The organism is Nonomuraea sp. CA-141351 (genome assembly GCF_050944675.1).
In the GTDB taxonomy this organism is placed as follows: Bacteria; Actinomycetota; Actinomycetes; order Streptosporangiales; family Streptosporangiaceae; genus Nonomuraea.
The window spans coordinates 6,785,946-6,803,683 of record NZ_CP191982.1; the positions used below are offsets into that span (position 1 = coordinate 6,785,946).

General features: G+C 71.5%; 13 protein-coding genes. 4 read left to right on the plus strand and 9 right to left on the minus strand.

What is annotated here, in order from left to right; all coding sequences use genetic code 11:
• Nucleotides 1–92: 92 nt before the first annotated feature.
• The 5 genes from ACQPWU_RS32165 to ACQPWU_RS32185 form a co-directional block, all read right to left on the minus strand.
• Entirely contained in the window at nucleotides 93–1,943 is a 1,851-nt protein-coding gene (locus ACQPWU_RS32165; RefSeq protein WP_433428275.1) for a DUF2264 domain-containing protein, read from the minus strand.
• On the minus strand, nucleotides 1,943–3,025 hold the full coding sequence (locus tag ACQPWU_RS32170; RefSeq protein WP_433428277.1) for a LacI family DNA-binding transcriptional regulator: 1,083 nt from the start codon (nucleotides 3,023–3,025) through the stop codon (nucleotides 1,943–1,945). The genes ACQPWU_RS32165 and ACQPWU_RS32170 overlap by 1 nt, the downstream gene beginning before the upstream one ends.
• 146 nt (nucleotides 3,026–3,171) lie before the next feature.
• A complete protein-coding gene (locus ACQPWU_RS32175) occupies nucleotides 3,172–4,557 on the minus strand; it encodes an MFS transporter (RefSeq protein ID WP_433428279.1) in 1,386 nt (461 codons plus the stop codon).
• 83 nt (nucleotides 4,558–4,640) lie between these two features.
• Entirely contained in the window at nucleotides 4,641–5,711 is a 1,071-nt protein-coding gene (gene pstS, locus ACQPWU_RS32180; RefSeq protein ID WP_433428281.1) for a phosphate ABC transporter substrate-binding protein PstS, read from the minus strand.
• Nucleotides 5,712–5,855: 144 nt separating this feature from the next.
• On the minus strand, nucleotides 5,856–6,509 hold the full coding sequence (locus ACQPWU_RS32185) for an HNH endonuclease family protein (RefSeq protein WP_433428284.1): 654 nt from the start codon (nucleotides 6,507–6,509) through the stop codon (nucleotides 5,856–5,858).
• A 126-nt stretch (nucleotides 6,510–6,635) separates the two neighbouring features.
• On the opposite strand from ACQPWU_RS32185, the gene ACQPWU_RS32190 reads away from it, so the two are divergent.
• The 3 genes from ACQPWU_RS32190 to ACQPWU_RS32200 all read left to right on the plus strand — a co-directional run bounded on the left by ACQPWU_RS32190 (nucleotide 6,636) and on the right by ACQPWU_RS32200 (nucleotide 13,753).
• Nucleotides 6,636–10,103, plus strand: coding sequence for an ATP-binding protein (locus tag ACQPWU_RS32190; protein WP_433428287.1), 3,468 nt, complete (start codon nucleotides 6,636–6,638; stop codon nucleotides 10,101–10,103).
• Between the two features lie 40 nt (nucleotides 10,104–10,143).
• A complete protein-coding gene (locus tag ACQPWU_RS32195) occupies nucleotides 10,144–10,413 on the plus strand; it encodes a hypothetical protein (RefSeq protein WP_433428289.1) in 270 nt (89 codons plus the stop codon).
• A gap of 82 nt (nucleotides 10,414–10,495) precedes the next feature.
• The gene (locus ACQPWU_RS32200) at nucleotides 10,496–13,753 is read left to right on the plus strand and encodes a S8 family serine peptidase (RefSeq protein ID WP_433428291.1); all 3,258 of its coding nucleotides are present in this window, start codon (nucleotides 10,496–10,498) and stop codon (nucleotides 13,751–13,753) included.
• Nucleotides 13,754–13,909: 156 nt separating this feature from the next.
• On the opposite strand, the gene ACQPWU_RS32205 is transcribed toward ACQPWU_RS32200, so the two are convergent.
• From ACQPWU_RS32205 to ACQPWU_RS32220, 4 genes are read right to left on the minus strand one after another with little or no spacing between them, the layout of a single operon-like run.
• On the minus strand, nucleotides 13,910–14,083 hold the full coding sequence (locus ACQPWU_RS32205; RefSeq protein WP_433428294.1) for a hypothetical protein: 174 nt from the start codon (nucleotides 14,081–14,083) through the stop codon (nucleotides 13,910–13,912).
• Nucleotides 14,080–14,598 carry an N-acetyltransferase family protein gene (locus tag ACQPWU_RS32210; RefSeq protein ID WP_433428296.1) on the minus strand — a complete coding sequence of 173 codons (519 nt, stop codon included), beginning with the start codon at nucleotides 14,596–14,598 and terminating at the stop codon, nucleotides 14,080–14,082. Before ACQPWU_RS32210 ends, ACQPWU_RS32205 begins: the two co-directional genes overlap by 4 nt.
• A gap of 21 nt (nucleotides 14,599–14,619) precedes the next feature.
• On the minus strand, nucleotides 14,620–14,814 hold the full coding sequence (locus ACQPWU_RS32215) for a hypothetical protein (RefSeq protein ID WP_433428299.1): 195 nt from the start codon (nucleotides 14,812–14,814) through the stop codon (nucleotides 14,620–14,622).
• A complete protein-coding gene (locus tag ACQPWU_RS32220; protein WP_433428300.1) occupies nucleotides 14,811–15,467 on the minus strand; it encodes a TetR/AcrR family transcriptional regulator in 657 nt (218 codons plus the stop codon). The genes ACQPWU_RS32215 and ACQPWU_RS32220 overlap by 4 nt, the downstream gene beginning before the upstream one ends.
• 460 nt (nucleotides 15,468–15,927) lie before the next feature.
• On the opposite strand from ACQPWU_RS32220, the gene ACQPWU_RS32225 reads away from it, so the two are divergent.
• A complete protein-coding gene (locus tag ACQPWU_RS32225; RefSeq protein WP_433428303.1) occupies nucleotides 15,928–17,460 on the plus strand; it encodes an alpha/beta fold hydrolase in 1,533 nt (510 codons plus the stop codon).
• Nucleotides 17,461–17,738 lie beyond the last annotated feature (278 nt).

Below are 17,738 nucleotides of genomic sequence, written 5' to 3' on the forward strand. Positions count from 1 at the left end.
CCCGAGAAGGGCGGACCCGCATCCTGCGCTGAAGCGTCCGGCTCGAGCCATACCTGTCAGCCGGCTGTTTTGAAGTGGTCGGCGCGGTCGGGTTACTCCTGCCGCCGGCCGGCGGAAAGGTCGCTGAGACGGACCTTGACCGGCTCGCCGCCGGACAGCCTCAGGGTGACCTCCTCGCCGTCGACCTGTATCTCCGGCGTGGGCGGCTCCTGCTCGGCTCCCGTGAGCAGGACCAGGCTGACGTACACGGCGGTGCCGCCAGGATGGGCGTCGCAGGTCAGGTACGGCGTGGCGGAGTGCCGTCCGAAGGCGTTCACGCCGTGCGCGCTCGCCACGCCCGCCCCGGTGTAGCCGTGCAGCCCGCGCACCACGCTGGTCAGGCCGTCCGCGCGCCTGGCCTGCGCCCAGGTGTCCTCGGAGCGGGTCGCGGGCGGCTCCTGGCCGGCGAGCGCGTGACCGCCGTCGCGTACCCGGTGCCCGGCGGGCGCCGTGACCTGGTGGATGCGCACCTCGGCCGCGCCGTCGACCACGGAGGCGGTCACGACGCGGACGGGGCCGTCGTCGTAGGCCGAGACGGCGAGGCGCTCCCCCACGGTGAGGGGCTGGATGCGGCGCCGCCGGGAGGTGGCTCCCTGCGGTGAGACGACGGCGAGTTGCCCGTCGATCGCCTCATCGCCGATGTCGGGGCCGGTGTGGCTGGTGTAGGCGAGCCTGAGGTAGTGGGGGTCCGGCGGGCCGGCGGGATCCTGGACGCGATCGCGGTCGCTGCCGTGGTTGACGATCCGGACGACGCCGTCCTCTCGAGTGGCGTGCAGCAGCCAGCCGGGCGCGGGCATCGCCACGACCTGGTCGGCGAGGTCGATCGGCGCGGCCACCTCGGCGTCCGTCCAGACCGGGTGCTGCGCTGGCAGCAGCAGGCCGAGGAAGGCCTTGCTGGCCCAGTACGGCGAGGCGGGGCCGGAGTAGTCCTGCTTGCCGGGAGGGAAGGCGTCGTACCAGCCGCACGTGAGCAGGCCGCGGCTGTCGGGGGCGCCACGCTCGGCGAAGTGGCGCAGCACGCCGCTCGCGATCCGCCTGGTCCGTCCCGGCGGAAGGGGCGAGGCGCCGGTCAGCGCGCCCAGCCAGAGCGGCGCGACCGTCGCGAACCGGTAGATCAGCGAACGTCCCTGGTGGACCGGCCCGCCGTCGGCGGCGAAGAAATGCTGGTACTGGTCCAGGAACCGGTGCAGGCGGGCCGCGTAGAGCTGCCGGCGGGCGGTGTCGCCGGCCATCCTCGCCCACAGCGACGGGTACAGGTGCATCGCCCAGCCGGAGTAGTAGTCGAAGTTCTTGCCCTTGCCGTCGGAGTACCAGCCGTCGCCGACGTACCAGTCCTCGATCCGCTCCAGCCCGCCGGCGATCTCGCCGGGGTCGTGCGGCCCGCCCACCTCGGCCAGGAACTGCTCCACCACCACCTGGAAGAGCACCCAGTTGTTCGCCGGCGTCCGCCGCCCGACGAACCCGGCCAGCCACGCCACCACCCGCTCCTGCTCTGCCGGGGAGAGCCGGTCGTACAGCCAGGGGCGGGTCTCGTGCAGCGCGAGCGCCACGGAGGCGGCTTCCACGAGCGGCTGGGACATGTCGGCCAGGGGCGGCCACGCGTACTGGTGGGCGGGGTCGGTGCCGGCCACCAGCCCGGCGGCGTAGCGCTCCAGGAGGGCGGGCGGCACGGCGCCGCCTGCCCCGGCGATGCGGAAGGCCGCGAGCAGGAACGTGCGGGCGAAGCCTTCCAGGCCGTCGCTCACCGGGCCCGACCGGCTCGCCGGGCCGGGCAGGCGGAACTGGGCGAAGTCGTCCGTGGCGTAGGGCACCACGGAGTCCAGCAGGTGGTCCGCCACGCTCTCCCAATGAGCGCGGGTCCAGCCGGTATAAGGGGACAGCCGGGGGTCGGTGGGCGGAATCATCAGAGTGAAGGCGGTTCTTCCAGGTTGGGGCGTACTGAGTCGCGGACGATGATGTGCGTGCCGAGCATGACGTGCTGGGCGGTGCCCGGCGTCTCGCTCTCCAGGGCCAGCCGTACGGCGGTGCGGCCCAGCTCCTCGTGCGGCACGTGCACGGTGGTGAGGTCGATGTCGGCCGCCGGGGGAAGATCGTCGAAGCCGACCAGCGAGACGTCGCCGGGAACGCGCAACCCGCGTTCGCGCAGAGCCGCGCGCGCACCTGCGGCGATCAGGTCGTTCCCGGCGAAGACGGCGGTGAAGTCCCGCGGCCCGGCGTCGAGCCGCTCGCGCATCATGCGGTAGCCGTCGCGCCGATCCATGACCACGCTGTCGACCTCCAGCCCAGGATCGTGCGGGACGCGGTGCGCGGCCAGTGCCGCGCGGTAGCCGGCGATCCGGCTCTCGGGCGTGGTGTAACCGGTCCGCCGCCCGAGGAACAGGATGCGCTTGTGACCGGCCGAGAGCAGGTGGCTGGTGATCGCGTAGGCGCCGCCGGTGTTGTCGTACTCCACGACGATGGCCGGTACGTCATCGCCCAGCGGGGGCCGGCCGCACAGCACGAGCCGCGAGCCGGCCACGGCCAGCGCCCGAGCGTAGCCGGCCATGCGCTCGCGGTAGGCGTCGTCGGCCGGCATGTTGCCGACGAGGATGACGGCTTCGGCGTGCTCCTCGCGCAGCAACCGGACCGTGGCGAGCTCCCGCTCGGGGTCGCCGCCGGTGGTGCCGACGATGCACAGCCTGCCTTCGCGCGCGGCCTGGTCCTGCACCCCCTGCGCGACATGGGCGTAGTGCGGGGAGACGACGGAGGTGACCACGATGGCCACGCTCTTGGGGCGCACGCCCGCCAGCCCGCGCGCATGGGCATTGGCCACGTAGTCGAGCTCGCGCACCGCACGCATCACCTTGCCGCGTGTGGCGGGAGCGCTGGGGTAGCTGCCGGACAGGATCCGGGAGACGGTGGCGACCGAGACGCCGGCGTGCCTGGCCACGTCCCGGATCGTCGAGGGGCGAGGCCGTCCGTCTTCGGGCATGGCCCAGCGAGGCATCCGACCTCCCTCACCCTTGGCAAACCCATGTAACCGCTTAAACGGGATGATTGCGCACGTGGTCCGGCGCGTCAAATCCCGTGGCGCTGGAGCGGAGGAGGGGATCCTGACCCAGCTATGTAAACGGTTAAACAACGGGCCTCCGGCTAGGGGGTCCGGCGGGCCAGCGCGACCCGTGTCGCGCATGCCGTCCCGAGCGCGAGGAGAGCGGCCACGGCGGTGACGACCCGGAGGAGACCCTCGGCGGAGGAAGGTGCCGCGAAATAGACGCTGCCGAGCCCGGCGACGGCCGTCACGCCGGTGAGTGTCGGGCCTGTGGAGTTGAGCGCCGAGATCGCCGAGGCGAGGCGCGGCTGGACCAGGGATGTGATCTGTGCGATCAGCGGGCTGTAGCCGGCGGCGTGTCCGGCTCCGGCCAGGAGCAGCAGCGGTACGGTGCCGTACGGGTGCCACTGGTCGCGATAGAGGAGCACCAGCAGGACCGCTCCCACCGCGAACGCGATCGGACCCGCCACCGGCAACGCGTTCTGCAGCCGCCGCGGGTAGCGGTTCCAGCTCAGGCTGAGCATGCCGAAACCGATGGCGTACGGAACGAACGCCAGCCCGGCCTGGAGAGGGGAGAAGCCCAGGGTGGACTGCAGGTGCAGGGTCAGGATGAACAGGAACACGGTGTAGCAGCCCATGATGATCCAGCAGGCCACCAGCCCTGGCTTCACCCCGTTCGGCCGCACCGCCGCCGGCTCCAGCAGCGGGTGCCGTGCTCTGGTCTCATAGCGGACGAACGCCGCCAACAGCACGGCTCCGCAGGCCAGCGAGATCCATGCCCAGGCGGGCCAGCCGTGGTCCCTGCCGAAGATGAGCGGCACGGTGAACGCGGCCATGGCGACGGTCAGAACCGCCACTCCGGCCGGGTCCAGGCGTACCCGCTCGTCTGTGCGGGAGTTCACCAGGAGACGCGGGCCGACGGCCAGCAGTACCGCGCCGATCGGGATGTTGATCAAGAAAACCGGGCGCCAGGAGAGGCCGAACAGGTCGGCGCCTGCCACGAGCCCTCCGATGACCTGGCCCAGCGCGACGCCCAAGGCGAGCACCATGCTGTACAGGCCGATCGCCCGGCGGCGTGCCGCTCCGTCCCAGTGCCGGTGAATGAGCGAGAAGACCTGCGGCATCAGCAGCGCCGCCCCCACGGCCTGGGCGATGCGGGCCAGCACGAGCAGGGTCGCGCTGGGTGCCAGCCCGCACACCAGCGAAGCTCCCGTGAACCAGCCCAGGCCGAGCAGGAACGCGCGCCGCTGCCCGACGATGTCGCCGATCCGTGCACAGGTGACCAGCAGCACGCCGACGGTCAGCAGGTAGCCGGACATGATCAGCTGGATCGCCCCGTCGCCGGCATGCAGTCCTTGCCGGATGGTCTGCGCCGCCACCGACACGATCGAGCCGTCCATGGACGCCATGGCCTGACCGGTGAGCAGCACGGCCAGCATCGGTCCGCGGCGCACGACCGTCACAGCAGGAAGGGTTGAGGGGATCACGCAGCCGAGTATCGGCCGTGCGGGCCTCGCCGGTCTTGAAGAAATTTGCGGCCGGGGTCAGCGGACCCGGACGACGAGTTCGTTCAGCGGGTGACGCCGAGCTCGGCGCGCACCTTGGCGAGGAGGTCGGGCGGGAGCGGAGCGTAGCCGTACAGAGAGAGGTAGGACTGGCCGGCGTTGCCCGCGGTGTAGCTCAGGAAGGTCGTCACGAGCGGGTTGCGGTTGTTCGAGCAGGTGATCTCGTAGGTGACCAGGACGATGGGGTAGGCGTCCTTGCTCTTGGTCAGGTAGTCGAACTTCACCACCAGATCATCGTTCTTGCCGACGATCCGGGCGTCCTTCAGGGCGTTGGTGGCGCTCTGGGGCGAGAGCGCGACGAACTGACCGGAGGCGTTGCGGACCTTGGCCGTGGACAGGCTGGCGTTGCTGGCGAACCCGTACTCGACGTACCCGATGGAATCCTGGGTGTGCTGGATGGCCTCGGTGATCCCCGCGGAGCCCGCGACGCCCCGCCCGGCGCCGGTCCACTTCCTGGACGGCTGGGACGGCCACCGGCCCGCCGCCCTGAGATAGGTGGCGAAGTTGTGGGTCGTGCCCGATTCGTCGGAGCGGTGGAAGACGCGGATGCTGGTGTGCGGCAGGCGTGTGCCTCGGTTGTCGGCGGCGATCTGCGGGGCGTCCCATCTGGTGATCTGCCCGCTGAAGATGCCGGCCAGGGTGGTGGGCGAAAGCTTCAGGTTCGGCATGGACGGCAGGTTGTAGGCCACCGCGATGGGGCCGACCACCATGGGAAGGTGGACGGCCTTACCGCCGCAGCGCCTGTCGGCCAGCGCCTGTTCGCAAGGTCCCATCGCGACGTCGGAGCCGGCGAACGCGGTGGTGCCCTCGATGAATTCGCGGATGCCCGCACCCGATCCGTCGGCCCGGTAGTCCACCCGCAGGTCGGGGTAGATCCGGTGGAAGTCGGCGCGCCAGGCGTCCATCGCGCCCTTCTGCGCGCTCGAGCCGGAGCCGGAGATCGACGCTGCGACCGGAGGGTTCTTGGGCGCATCGTCGCGAGTCAACATCGCGGTCCCGCTCAAGCCGGCGACGCAGGCTGCCATGGTGAGGGCGGCGAGCATGCCCGGCCCGGCGGCCCGTGTCAGCTTTGCCATCTTCTCGAGGCTATGAAGTGGCTATTACTGGCACGTTAACGGCCCGTCAAACCCCTAGCCAAAGATGGTCATTTAACCGTCAAGCTGGCATTTAGTCCCTTATAGCCGGGTCCGGCCACTTCAACGTCCAGGTTTCCGGCCCGTTCAGCGCCCCGGACAGGTGCGGAGCATGTTGAGCAGGGCCGTCTTCTCCTTCCGCGTCACGAAGAGCCGGTAGTGATGCTTCACGGTGATCCACGAGGTCGCGTAGCGGCACCAGTAGGCGCGGCGTGGCGGTCGCCAGCTCTGCGGTCCCTGGCCGCCCTTGGCGACGTTGGCGGAGTGGCTGACCACGATCAACTCCGGGCGGACGAGGTCGTTGGCGAAGGCCCGCCGGCGCGCCTGGCTCCATTTGCCGGCGCCGGAGCGCCAGGCGTACGAAAGCGGCACCAGATGATCGACGTCCACCTGCTTCTCGCTCTTCAGCCGCTTACCGTCGTAGGGGCTGTACCAGATGCCCTTCACGGGGTGACAGGCCGCGTTCCTGCGCACGTGCCGCCCGTCGCGAGCCAGGACCACCTCTCGTGAATCGCACCTGCCTCTGTGATGAGCCCATCGCGGCAGGAACTTCCGGTGGCTGTAACCACGGATGGATAACGGCCTGGCGACTTTCAGCTGGGCCAGCATGCGGCGGGCCAGCGCCCCGGCAGCGGCCTGCGGCCGCTTACGCGTCTCGGCCACCGCGTGCGGGACGGCGATGATCGGGATGACCAGAAGAGTGAGTACGGCGGCTTGGACCGCCCGCCTCAAAAAGATCATGGTTCCACCCATACCCGGTAACTCCCCGGCGCGCGCGGCGATACTCGAGCTCTGGCGGGTACACGCGTGGACCCAACGGGCGCACGCCAGCGGTTCCGGAAACAATCGCCCGATATTGTGCAGTTCATGGCTCCCCCTCCGCCCCTGCGTCTGCGTCTGCTGGGCGGGTTCGCGGCCGAGCGGCCCGGCACCGCGCCCTCCGCGGGCAGATGGCGGAGACCGAGCGCGAAGACTCTGGTGAAGCTGCTGGCCGTCGCCCCGGGACACCGGCTCCACCGCGACCAGGTGATGGACGTCTGCTGGCCCGAGTCCGACGCGGAGTCCGCGGTCAGGAGCCTGCGGGTGGCGCTGCACGCCGCCAGGCACACCCTCGAACCCGAACTGCCCGCCCGTGCGCCCTCCTCCTACCTGCTCGGAGAGGGCGGCCTGCTCCTGCTCCATCCCGAGCTCGTCGAGGTGGACCTCGACCACGTCATGGCGCTGGCCGACCTCGCATTGGCGGATGGCGGCCTGGCGGCGCTGGAGGAGGCGCATGGGGAGCTGGCCGCCGAGTTGCTGCCCGAAGACCGCTACGCCGAGTGGGCGACGCCGAGCAGGGAGGCGCTCGACGTGCTCGGGCGCCGGGTGGTGCTCGCACTGGCCGCCGCCGCGGTCGCCGAGGGAACGGCGGAGCGCGCGGTCGAGGTCCTCGGCCCCGTGCTGGACCGTGACCCCGCCGCCGAGGACGCGCACCGGGCCATGATCGAGGCGTATCTCGCGCTCGGCCGGCGGCGCAACGCGGTCGTCCAGTATCACCGCTGCAGGGACGCGCTCGCCGCCGAGCTGGGCGCCAGGCCCGCGAAGGAGACCGAGCGGCTGTACCGGCGGGCGCTGGCCGAGCGCGTCGTCGTGACCGCCGCCGGGGACGGAGCCGCTCCGCTGCTGCCCGCGCAGGCTCGCCGCCCCTCCAGGCACGACCTGGTCGGCCGCGAGCACGCCGCCGAGCTCGTCGGCCCGGGGCGCTCGGCCGCCGCGCCTCTGGTGCTGATCAGCGGCGAGGCGGGCGTGGGCAAGACGCGCCTGGTGACGGAGGCGGCCCGCAGGCACGCCGCCTGCGGCGCGCTCGTCCTGTGGGGCGCCGGGCACGAGGCTGAGGGCCACACTCCCTATGGCGCGTGGGTGGAGGCGCTCGACGGCTACCTCGCCGACAGGCCCGCCGCCGAGCGGGCCGCCATCGGCTCGCAGTATCCCGAGCTGGCCACGCTGCTTCCGTCGCTCGGCCTGATCCCGCCCGGAGACGGCGATCACGAGCGGGAACGGGCGCGGATCTTCAGCGCGGTCGCCGCCCTGCTGACGGACCTGTCCGCACGTCCGCTGCTGGTGGTGCTCGATGATCTGCACGCCGCTGACACGGGGTCGGCGCAGCTCCTCTACCACCTGGCCAGGTCCACCGGCGAGCGGCCATGGCGGTTCCTCGCGACCTGGCGGGAGGAGGACCTGCCGGTCGACGACGGGCGGCGGCACACGCTGGAGGCCGTGCTGAGGCACGGCCTGGCGCAGCGCCTGGAGCTGATGCGCCTGGGCAGGGCCGACTGCGACAGGCTCCTCACCAAGGCGGTCGGCCGCCCCCTTACCCCGGCCGAGCTGGACTGGGCCTATGGGCTGTCGCTCGGCAACCCGCTGTTCGCGATCGAGCTGGCGGGCGCCTACCTGCACGACCCCGCCGTGGTCACGAGTGGCGTGGGCGAGGCCGGTGTGCCCGTCGCGGTCCGCCACCTCGTGGGCGGCCGCCTGGCGCGCATGAACACGCCCGCGCGGCGGATGGTGGAGGTGCTGGCGGTGGCGGGCGGCGACGCGCCGCTCGCGGAGGTGTTCGAGGTGGCGGCCTCGGGCCTCTACCCGCCGATGTCCAGGCCCGAGGTCGCCGCCGCGCTGGCGGAGGCGCTCGAGACGGGCATCGTGGAGGAGCGCGAGGTGCTGCTCGACGGGCGGCACGTGCCCGGCCACGGCTTCCGGCACCCCCTGGTACGGCTGGCCTGCGCCGAACGGCTGAGCGGCGTCGTGCGCACGGGGCTCCACGCCGCCTACGCCGACGCGGTCCTCAGCCACAGGCCCGAGGCTGTGGACGCGGTGGTCTACCACCTGACGAGGGCGGGTGATCCGCGAGCCGTGCCGTACCTGTGGCGGGCGGCCAAGCGCGCGGCCTCCCTCTACGCGAACGAGAGCGCGGCCGGCTACCTGGAGCGGCTGGTCGGGCTGCTCGACGCCGCGGGCGCCGCCGCGGCGGCCGATGCCAGGCTGGCCTGGGGCGAGGCGCTGCGCAGGACCGGGAGGTACGACGCGGCCGAGCGGGAGCTCTCCGCGGCGCTGGCCACCTTTCGCGGCATGGACGCCACGTGCGTGCGGGCGGAACTCGAAGGGACGGGCTCCGAGCCGCCCGCCGACCGTGTCTCCGCGACCGTCACCCTGCTGGCTGAGGTCCTGGTCGGCGCCGGGCAGCCCGCGAAGGCCCGCGGCCTGCTCGCCACCGCGCCGCCGGCCGAGCCGTCGGTGACCGCCGCCACCAGGGCGGCCCGCCACCTGGCCGAGTCCCTGACCTGCTTCGCGACCGGCAGGTACGACGAGAGCCTGGCCGCCGTCACGGCCGCGATGGATCTCGCGGTGGAAGCCGGACCGCCTCACGGGCGGCGGCTCCTGGTCAGGGCGCTGGTCAGCCGCTCGGTCTCGCTGGCCATGCTCGGCAGACTGCCGGCCGCCGAGGAGGCCGCCGGCCAGGCACTCCAGCCGGCGGAGGCCACCGGCGACGCCGCTCTGACGGGAACCGTCGTGGCTCAACTCGGCGAACTTGCCGGCCTGGACGGCAGGCTGGGCGAGGCCAGGCAGTACGCGCGCAGGGCGCTGGAGCTGGCCGCGCGGGTAGGAGATCCCGCCGTCGTCGCCTTCCGCACCGGCAACCTGGGCAGGCTCCACCTGCTCGTCGGCGACTGGGCGGCAGGGCTGCGCCTTACGCGTTCGGCGGTGTCGCTCGCCCGGCCGCTCGGGCCCTCGTGGTGCCTGCCGTACACGCTGGTCAACCTGGGCGCCTCCCGGCTCTGGACGGGAGACGGGAAGGGCGCGGCCGCGTGCCTGGCGGAGAGCGTGGAGCTGGCGGAGGCGACGGGCGACAGGCAGGTGCTGGCCGACGCCCGTACGATGCTCGCCGAGATCGCGATCGGCGCGGGCAGGCCGGAGGAGGCGCTGATCGGCGAGGTGGAGCCGGCCGTCAAAGCGCGCGCCCTGCTCGCCACGGGCGACGCCGAGGGGGCGGCGAAGGCCGCCGAGGCGGCGGGGCCCAAGGCGAACGGGCTGGCCGGGATCGAGGCCTCGCTCGTCCTCGGCATGGCGCTGACGACCATGGGGCGCGGCGGAGCGGCGGTGGCGGTGCTCACTGAGTCGGTCGAGCGCGCCGAGGCGATGCCCTACCCGTACGGCCTGGCGCGGCTGCTGGAGGCCCGGGCTGCGGCGGCGGGCGGCGCGGTCGCGCAGCGCGACCTGGCCAGGGCCGCGCACCTACGCGAAGGCCTGGCCGCCGCGGCGCGGGAGGCCGGTAATGCCCCGGTAACGACCGCTGTCTAGGGTCCTCCCGACCCGAACACATCGACCCAGGGAAACCCCGATGCCCGCTGACGTGCCTCCCGCCGCCGTCGTCATCGACGCGGGCGGCGAGCCGTGGTCACGGGTCGTTCCCGTGCTGTCCGACCGCGTGGCGCACCTGCCAGGCGGCGGGCTCATCGACCTGGTCACCGACGACGCCGAGGTCCGCGCCGCCGCCACCGCCTGGTGCGGGCGGCGCGGTTACGCGGTGGAGGAGGCGGCCGTGGCCGGTGGCGTCGGAGGCCTCCGCATCCGCACCGGAGATCCCCTGCCGCTGCCAGAAGAGCTCTAGGAGTGTCCGACTACGGCCGGTCGTGCGCGGCCGCCGTGATCTGTACGGCACGACTGACCCCCACACCCCCTTGGAGTTCCCCTTGCATCACCCAGGACGCGCGCTGGCGACGGCGGCCGCCGCCGCTCTCGCTCTCGCGCTGGCCGCCGCGCCCGGCACGGCGGCCGCCGCCCCCGAGACCGAGGCCGTCCCGACGGCCCGGTTCGCCACCGGCCCCGCCGTGGGCACGTTCGCCTTCACGCTGATCACCGGCGACACCGTCACCGCCGTGGCGGACGCCTCCGGCATCGTCTCGTTCGAGGCGCACCCCGGCCCTGGGCGTGACGACATCACGTTCGCCACCCACTCCGACGGGCCGCGCGAGTTAGCCGTCATCCCCTCCGACGCCATGCCCATGCTGGCCGCGGGCACACTCGACCAGCGCCTGTTCGAGATCGGCACGCTCCTCGACTTCGGCTACGACGACGTCTCGCGCGCCGACCTGCCGCTGATCGTGCAGGCCCCCGGCGGTCTGGCCAAAGCTCGGGCGGCACTCAGCGCCGCCACGGTCAAGAAGGACATCCCGGGACTCGGCGTGACCACGCTGACCGCGGACAAGTCCAGGACCGGCGCCCTGTGGCAGCAGATCGCCGCGGGCGCGCGCCTGCGCTCGGGCGTCTCGAAGGTCTGGCTGGACGGCAAGACGCGGCTGACGCTCGACAAGAGCGTCCCGCAGGTCGGCGCGCCCACCGCCTGGGCGGCGGGCTACACCGGCAAGGGCGTCACTGTGGCGATGCTGGACTCCGGTTACGACTCCGACCACCCCATGCTCGCCGGGCGCGTGACGCTCGCCGAGGACTTCACCGGTGTGGGCAGCCCCGAGGACGACCACGGGCACGGCACCCATGTGCTCTCCACAATCGGCGGCTCGGCCGACTCCGGCTACCGCGGCGTCGCGCCGGACGCCACGCTGGCCGTCGGCAAGGTCTGCACGAACAACGGCAGTTGCTCCGACTCCGCCATGATCGAAGGCATGACCTGGGCCGCCACCACCGCGGGCGCCAAGATCGTCAGCATGAGCCTCGGCGGGCAGGACTACGCGGGAGTCGACCCGCTGGAGTACACGATCAACCAGCTCTCCGCCCAGACCGGCGCGCTGTTCGTGGTCGCCGCGGGCAACTCCGGCGAAGCGGGCCTGGGCACCGTGGAGAGCCCGGGCACCGCCGACGCCGCACTGTCGGTGGGCGCCGTCGACCGCTCCGATGCCCTGGCGTACTTCTCCAGCCGCGGGCCCAGGCTCGGCGACATGGCCGTCAAGCCCGAGATCACCGGTCCCGGCGTCGGCATCGTGGCAGCCAGGATGGGTGGCGGTTACGTGGCGATGAGCGGCACGTCGATGGCGACCCCGCACGTGGCGGGCGTGGCCGCGCTGATCGCCCAGCAGCATCCCGGCTGGAACGGCGCGAAGATCAAGTCCGCGCTCATCGGCGCCGCCGCCCCGACGGCCGGGCTCACGCCGTACCACCAGGGCTCCGGCCGCGTGGACGCGGCCAGGGCGGTCGGCCAGCAGATCACCGCCTCTCCCGCCAACCTGTCGGTCAAGGCGGGCTGGGGCAGGCAGCCAGGCAGCGAGGCCTCTCACGAGGTGACCTACACCAACGACGGCGACAGCGCGGTGACGCTCGACCTGGCGGTGGAGACCCCGTCCTCGACGGGCGGCGCCCCTGGCAACCCCACCATGTTCACTTTGGACAAGCAGAGCGTGGAGGTGCCCGCCCACGGCAGCGCGGCCGTCACGGTGACCATCCACGACGTCATGCCGCGCGGCGCGCAGGCCGCGGCGCTCATCGCCAGGAGCGGCACGACCTCAGTGCGGACCATCCTCGCCGACTACACCCCGATTCCCTCGCGCAAACTGACGATCAACTCGCTCGACAGGGCAGGGCAGCCCGCCAAGGGCAGTGTGGAGCTGTACGAGCGCTACACGGGCGTCAACCACTACGTCAGCCTGACCAGCGGAACGGGATCGATCAGCGTCCCCGAGGGCCAGTACTACGCCGTGCACAGCGTGAACACCCCCTCCGACGGCAGTCGCACGCTGGCCATCGTGCCGGTGACGCTGGACGGCGACAAGTCCGTGACCGTGGACGCCAGGTTGGGCACCCCGGTCGACGTCAAGGTCGACGACGAACGCGCCGAGGGCGTCGCGCTCGTGGCCAGCGTCCTGCTTCCGCGTCTGGACGGCTCCCGCTCGTACACCGTGTCCGCCTCGGGGACCACCGACTTCGGCAAGGTCTACCTCACCCCGCTTGACGACCCCTCGGTCTCCTACCGGACGCACGCCACGTTCGCCCAGAAGGGCGCGACCGCGGCCGAGCCGAGCCCGTTCTTCTACCACGTGACCGATCTGCGCGAGGGTGGCGTGCCCGCGGACCTGTCCTACCGGACCGGTCGTGACCGGCTGACCGCGGTGCGCGTCGAGTACCGCGCCCAGGGCGCCCCGTCCACCGGCAACAGCGGCTCCGTGCCGCTCGACGGGCACCCGACCACGATGTTCGACCAGCCCGTCGCCTTCCCGTCGCAGGTCGTCGACTACCGCACCCCCGGCGCCTGGCGGGACAGGATCAGGGTGGAGGGCAGGATGGCGCTGGAGGCCGCCCCCCGTGAGTACGGCCCCGACCAGCGCAACCGCCTGGTGTGGAACGCCGGGATCATCGGACCGACCATGGCGATCGACGGTGTGGCCAGGCTCGGCAACGTCATCGGACTGAACTCCAGCTACGGCATCCAATGGTTCATCGACGGCGAGTCCGGCTCCACCGGCACCGACTGGGGCGCCACCGGCACGCTCGACCTGGAGCTCGACGGCAAGCTGATCAAGCGGTGGTCGCCCGTCGGGCTGTGGCAGCCGACGGCGACCGTCCCTGCGGGCAGGGGCACCTACACCCTGCGCGGCACCGTGCTCAGGGACCGGCCTTACGCCGGGATCTCGACCAGGGTCGAGACGGAGTGGACCTTCGACTCCGGTGCCACCGACGACATCGAGATCGTGCCGCTGATCGCGGTCCGCGCCCTGGCCAAGGGGCTCGACATGAGCAACTACGCGAAGGCCGGCCACCAGACCAAGCTGGCGATCTCGGTGGAGCGCAGCCCTGGCGCCGCGCCCTCGCCCGCGCGCCTGACCGGCCTGGAGGTGTCCTTCGACGACGGCGCCACCTGGCAGGCGGTCGAGGTCGAGAACGGCGAGGCCAAGGTCCGAAACCCCGACGCCGAGGGCTTCGTCTCGCTCCGCGCGAAGGCGGCCGACGAGGCGGGTAACACCGTGGTCCAGACGATCATGCGCGCCTACGGCGTGCGCTGATCCTCTCTGCGGAGAGGACCGTCTCCTCCGGAGGCGGCCCTCTCCGCGTCGGGGAGCGTCGGCGCGGCTCGATCGATGGGGACACCGGCATGCGCATGCGAGTGCGGCTGGATGGCGGGCGATCCCGCCATCCGGCCCGCGGGCTCACACCGGGTGTCAGGTCGCGTTCGCGCCATTCTTGGGATTGCCCTCGACCCGAGCGACCCCCAGGAGACGAGCCAGGTCACCAGCGCCGGCGGCCACGCCGTGCTGGCGGCCGATCACGCCGGTGGACACGTCCGGTTCGCTGGTCTTGAAGATGTCGGTGACGCGCGCCTGACCGGCGATCAAGATCCGAACCGGAAGATCAGCTCGTACTCGACCTGCTCGATCGGGTTGCCGTCACCGAAGTCGTGCGCGCGGACCGCGCCGGATTCCGTGAAGCCGCTCTTGGCGTAGAAACGGCGTGACTGCGGCGTGTCACGCAGCGTCCACAGATGGACCCGCTTGAAGCCCTTCTCGCGGATCGTGTCCAGGGAGGCGTTCATCAGGGCTTTCGCGACGCCGCTCCCCCAGCCATCCGGGTGACCGTAGAAGCCGAACATCTCCGCCGACTCCGGCCGCGTCGGCGAGGGGCCGAAGTAGGAGAAGGCCAGCGGTCGCCCGTCCAACGCGGCCAGCATGATGGTGTCCTTGCCCTCGGCGAGCACGCCATGCCATTTGTGGCGCCGCCGGCTCACCGCTGCGTCGAAGAACTCCGCGGTGAAGAAGCCGGCGTAAGCGGCCTTCCAGGACTCCGCGTGGATCTCACCGACCACATCCCCATCGTCGGGCGAAGCTTGGAACATCTCGAAAACTCCGGCCATGAGATCACCGTACTGGAGAGGTCATGGCGGGAGCTTGGCGGCCTTGACCTTGTGCAGGTGGATCAGCACGACGAAGGACACGCCGAGGGCAGCGTGTACGGCCTGGCCGGGCGACCAGAAGCCGCCGCCGATCAGGCGGGTGGGCCGGGTCTGCGCGAGCCAGGCCCGAGCCGTCTTGCCTATCAGTCCGGCTGAAGGGGTGTCGACCACGATCAACCGCCAGAAGGCCGCACGGCCCGTGGGGGCGGCGGGAGGGCGAGGACCGCGCGGACAGCCGCCTTCAGACGTTCTCGGCTGTCGGCTCCGATCGAGGGCCGGCCGTCCGTGGTCGGCCCGGTCAACGCCCGGCGGAACACAGCCGTCGGCAAGTCGACCACGCACAGTGTCACCACCTCGACGCTCGCCCCGTCAGCTCGATCCCACAATGCCCGCGACAGGCGGGTCAGCAACGCCACCAACCGCTTGTCCAGGGCGAACATCGCCTCGGCCAGCTCCTGCGGCACCTCGGGACCGAGCAACTGGTCACGGCGCACCGCTATGAGCATCCGGGCCGCGGCGGGCCGGCGGTCGGCGAACACCGCGGGCGCGCTCGCCGCCGCCGCCACTGCCTCGACTGCCGCCTCGCGGTCGCCCCCACGCACCGCGTCGACGAGCTCGACCTGCAGATCCAGGAAATCTTCCGCCGCCCTCAGCCACAACCGCCCGAGCAGCACCGGCAACGACCCGAACGCGTGGTAGATCGCCCCGTTCGACACCCCGGAGGCCGCCGCCAGCGCCCGCACCGTGAACCGCTCCGGACCGCCGTCGGCCACCAGCTGCTCAGCGACATCCAGCAACCGATCGAGATCATGCGTCCGACGACGAGGCATGCCCCAACTATAACAGAGCACGTGCTCCGGAATGATGTATCTTCTGGGGAGCCATTATGACCGAGCAATTACCCAAAGTAACGGGTCGATCTTGGAACGTTGGCGGAAGCGGTCGCATGAGGATCTTCGTCTGAGCGGAGCCGAGGGCCTCGCGCAGAAGCTGGGAAACGGCTGGAAGACCGGCCGGCGCGCTCAGGGATCCCAGTCGAGGTGCGCGTGGGGGCACATGGCCCAGCGATGGATCACCACTTCCCTTGAGCCACACTCTTCACCGTTCTTGCGGGCGACCCGAGATTCGGCGGGATGCGAAGGCGCCGAGGACCCTGCCGATCCTCTCAAGGGACCGGGGTCGGCCGCCGTGACACTCGGCCTCCACGGCGATCGAGGCATCGCATCAGGGTCCACGCGTCGATCTGCCTGGCCAGCTGGCAGGACAGCAGCAATCTGAGATAGGAATTCAATGCGAAAAAGGTTAGTCAGTGCCCTCCTGGCGGGTGTAGCGCTCGCCACCGCGACTGCCACAGCCGCCTCAGCCAAACCGAAACCCCAGGTAACCGCCCCCGCCCCCGTCAGCTGGGAGGCGTGCGGCGAGTACGGCGGCGAATGCGCCACGATCAAGGTCCCGGTCGACTACGCGAACCCGTCGGGCGCATCCCTCGACCTGGCGATCGGCCGGCTCAAGGCGCTCGACCCCGCCAAGCGGATCGGCGTGCTGATCGTGCATCCGGGCGGGCCCGGCGCCTCGGGGATCAACCCGTTCATCCTCCGCAACGCCATCCCCGCCGAGAGCGCGCTGCGCCAGTACTTCGACCTGGTCAGCGTGGACCCGCGCGGCGTCGCCCGCAGCAACCCGGTCCAGTGCGACCTGGACGTGGTGGAGCAGGGGCCGCTCACCTACCCGGCCAGCGAGAGCGAGTACAAGGCCTGGCTCGCCTACAACGCGAAACTCGCGCAGAACTGCCGCGAGCGCACCGGCCCGGCGTTCGACCACGTGGACACCACCAGCGCCGCCCGCGACGTCGATTCCATCCGCGCCGCGCTGGGCGAGCGGCAGATCAGCTTCTTCGCCATCTCCTACGGCACCCAGGTCGGCCAGCAGTACGCCGAGCTGTTCCCGCGCAACCTGCGGGCCATGGCCATCGACTCGAACATGGACCACAGCATCACCTCCGCCTTCCGCTACCTGCAGACGACCACCGAGGACTTCGAGGGCTCGTTCAAGGCGTTCGCCAGATGGTGCGGCCAGACGCAGTCCTGCCCGCTCCACGGCCAGGACGTCACGGCGCTCTGGGACGGGCTGCACCGCAAGGCGGCCGACGGCACGCTGAAGGACCCCTCGACCGGCGATCCGATCACGGCCGAGCAGCTGCGCGTGTTCCTGTTCGACGGCATGTACGACCCGGCCGGCAGCTGGTTCGACGTGGCCACGACCCTGAAGGCCCTCCAGGCCGGCAAGGCCGCCCAGCTCCGCACCGTGGCCACGCCGAAGGCGGAGACCGTCAACTACGCCTACCCGGCCATCTGGTGCTCCGACTGGAAGTGGCAGGTCAGCGGCTTCAAGGAGCTCGACCAGTACCGCAAACGGCTGGAAGCGCTCTACCCGCACACCAAGCTCTCACCGTTCTGGTCGGACGTGATGAGCTGCCTGAACTGGCAGGGCAAGGTGACCAACCCACAGCACCGCCTGGACATCTCAGGAACCCAGCCCACCCTGCTGCCCAAGGCCCGCTACGACGTCGGCACCCCGGCAGCCTGGAACTACGCCGCGGCCGCACAGATCCCCAAGACCACGATCCTCGAGTACGACGGCGTCGGCCACGGCCAGTACCGCAACAGCACCTGCGCCCGCACCCACATCGAGACATACCTGACAAGCCTGAAACTGCCGCCGAACGGCACACACTGCGCTCCCGAATACCCCTCACAGCCGCCCGCCTCGGTGCGCGCGACGGAGGAGCGGCCGCTGTCGGTGACCGGCCGGCCCCTGCACTGACCCGGCACGGTGGGCGGGCGCCCCGCGCGGCGCCCGCCCACCAGCCGCAGCACGTACTCGCAGCGGAGCCGATCTCCGGACGCGTGCAGCATCCGACCTCTTCGACCACGTCATTCTGAACCAAGAGTCAGGAGTCTCGATGCCTCGCAAATCTCTGTAGGTCGTGCTTGCGACGACCTCCGTCATGGCCCTGCAACCGGTCAACTCCGCACCGGCCGCTGAACCGCCGACCCGGCCTGGCTCCTGCGAGCAGAGCGAGTACGCCGCCCGCAGGAAGC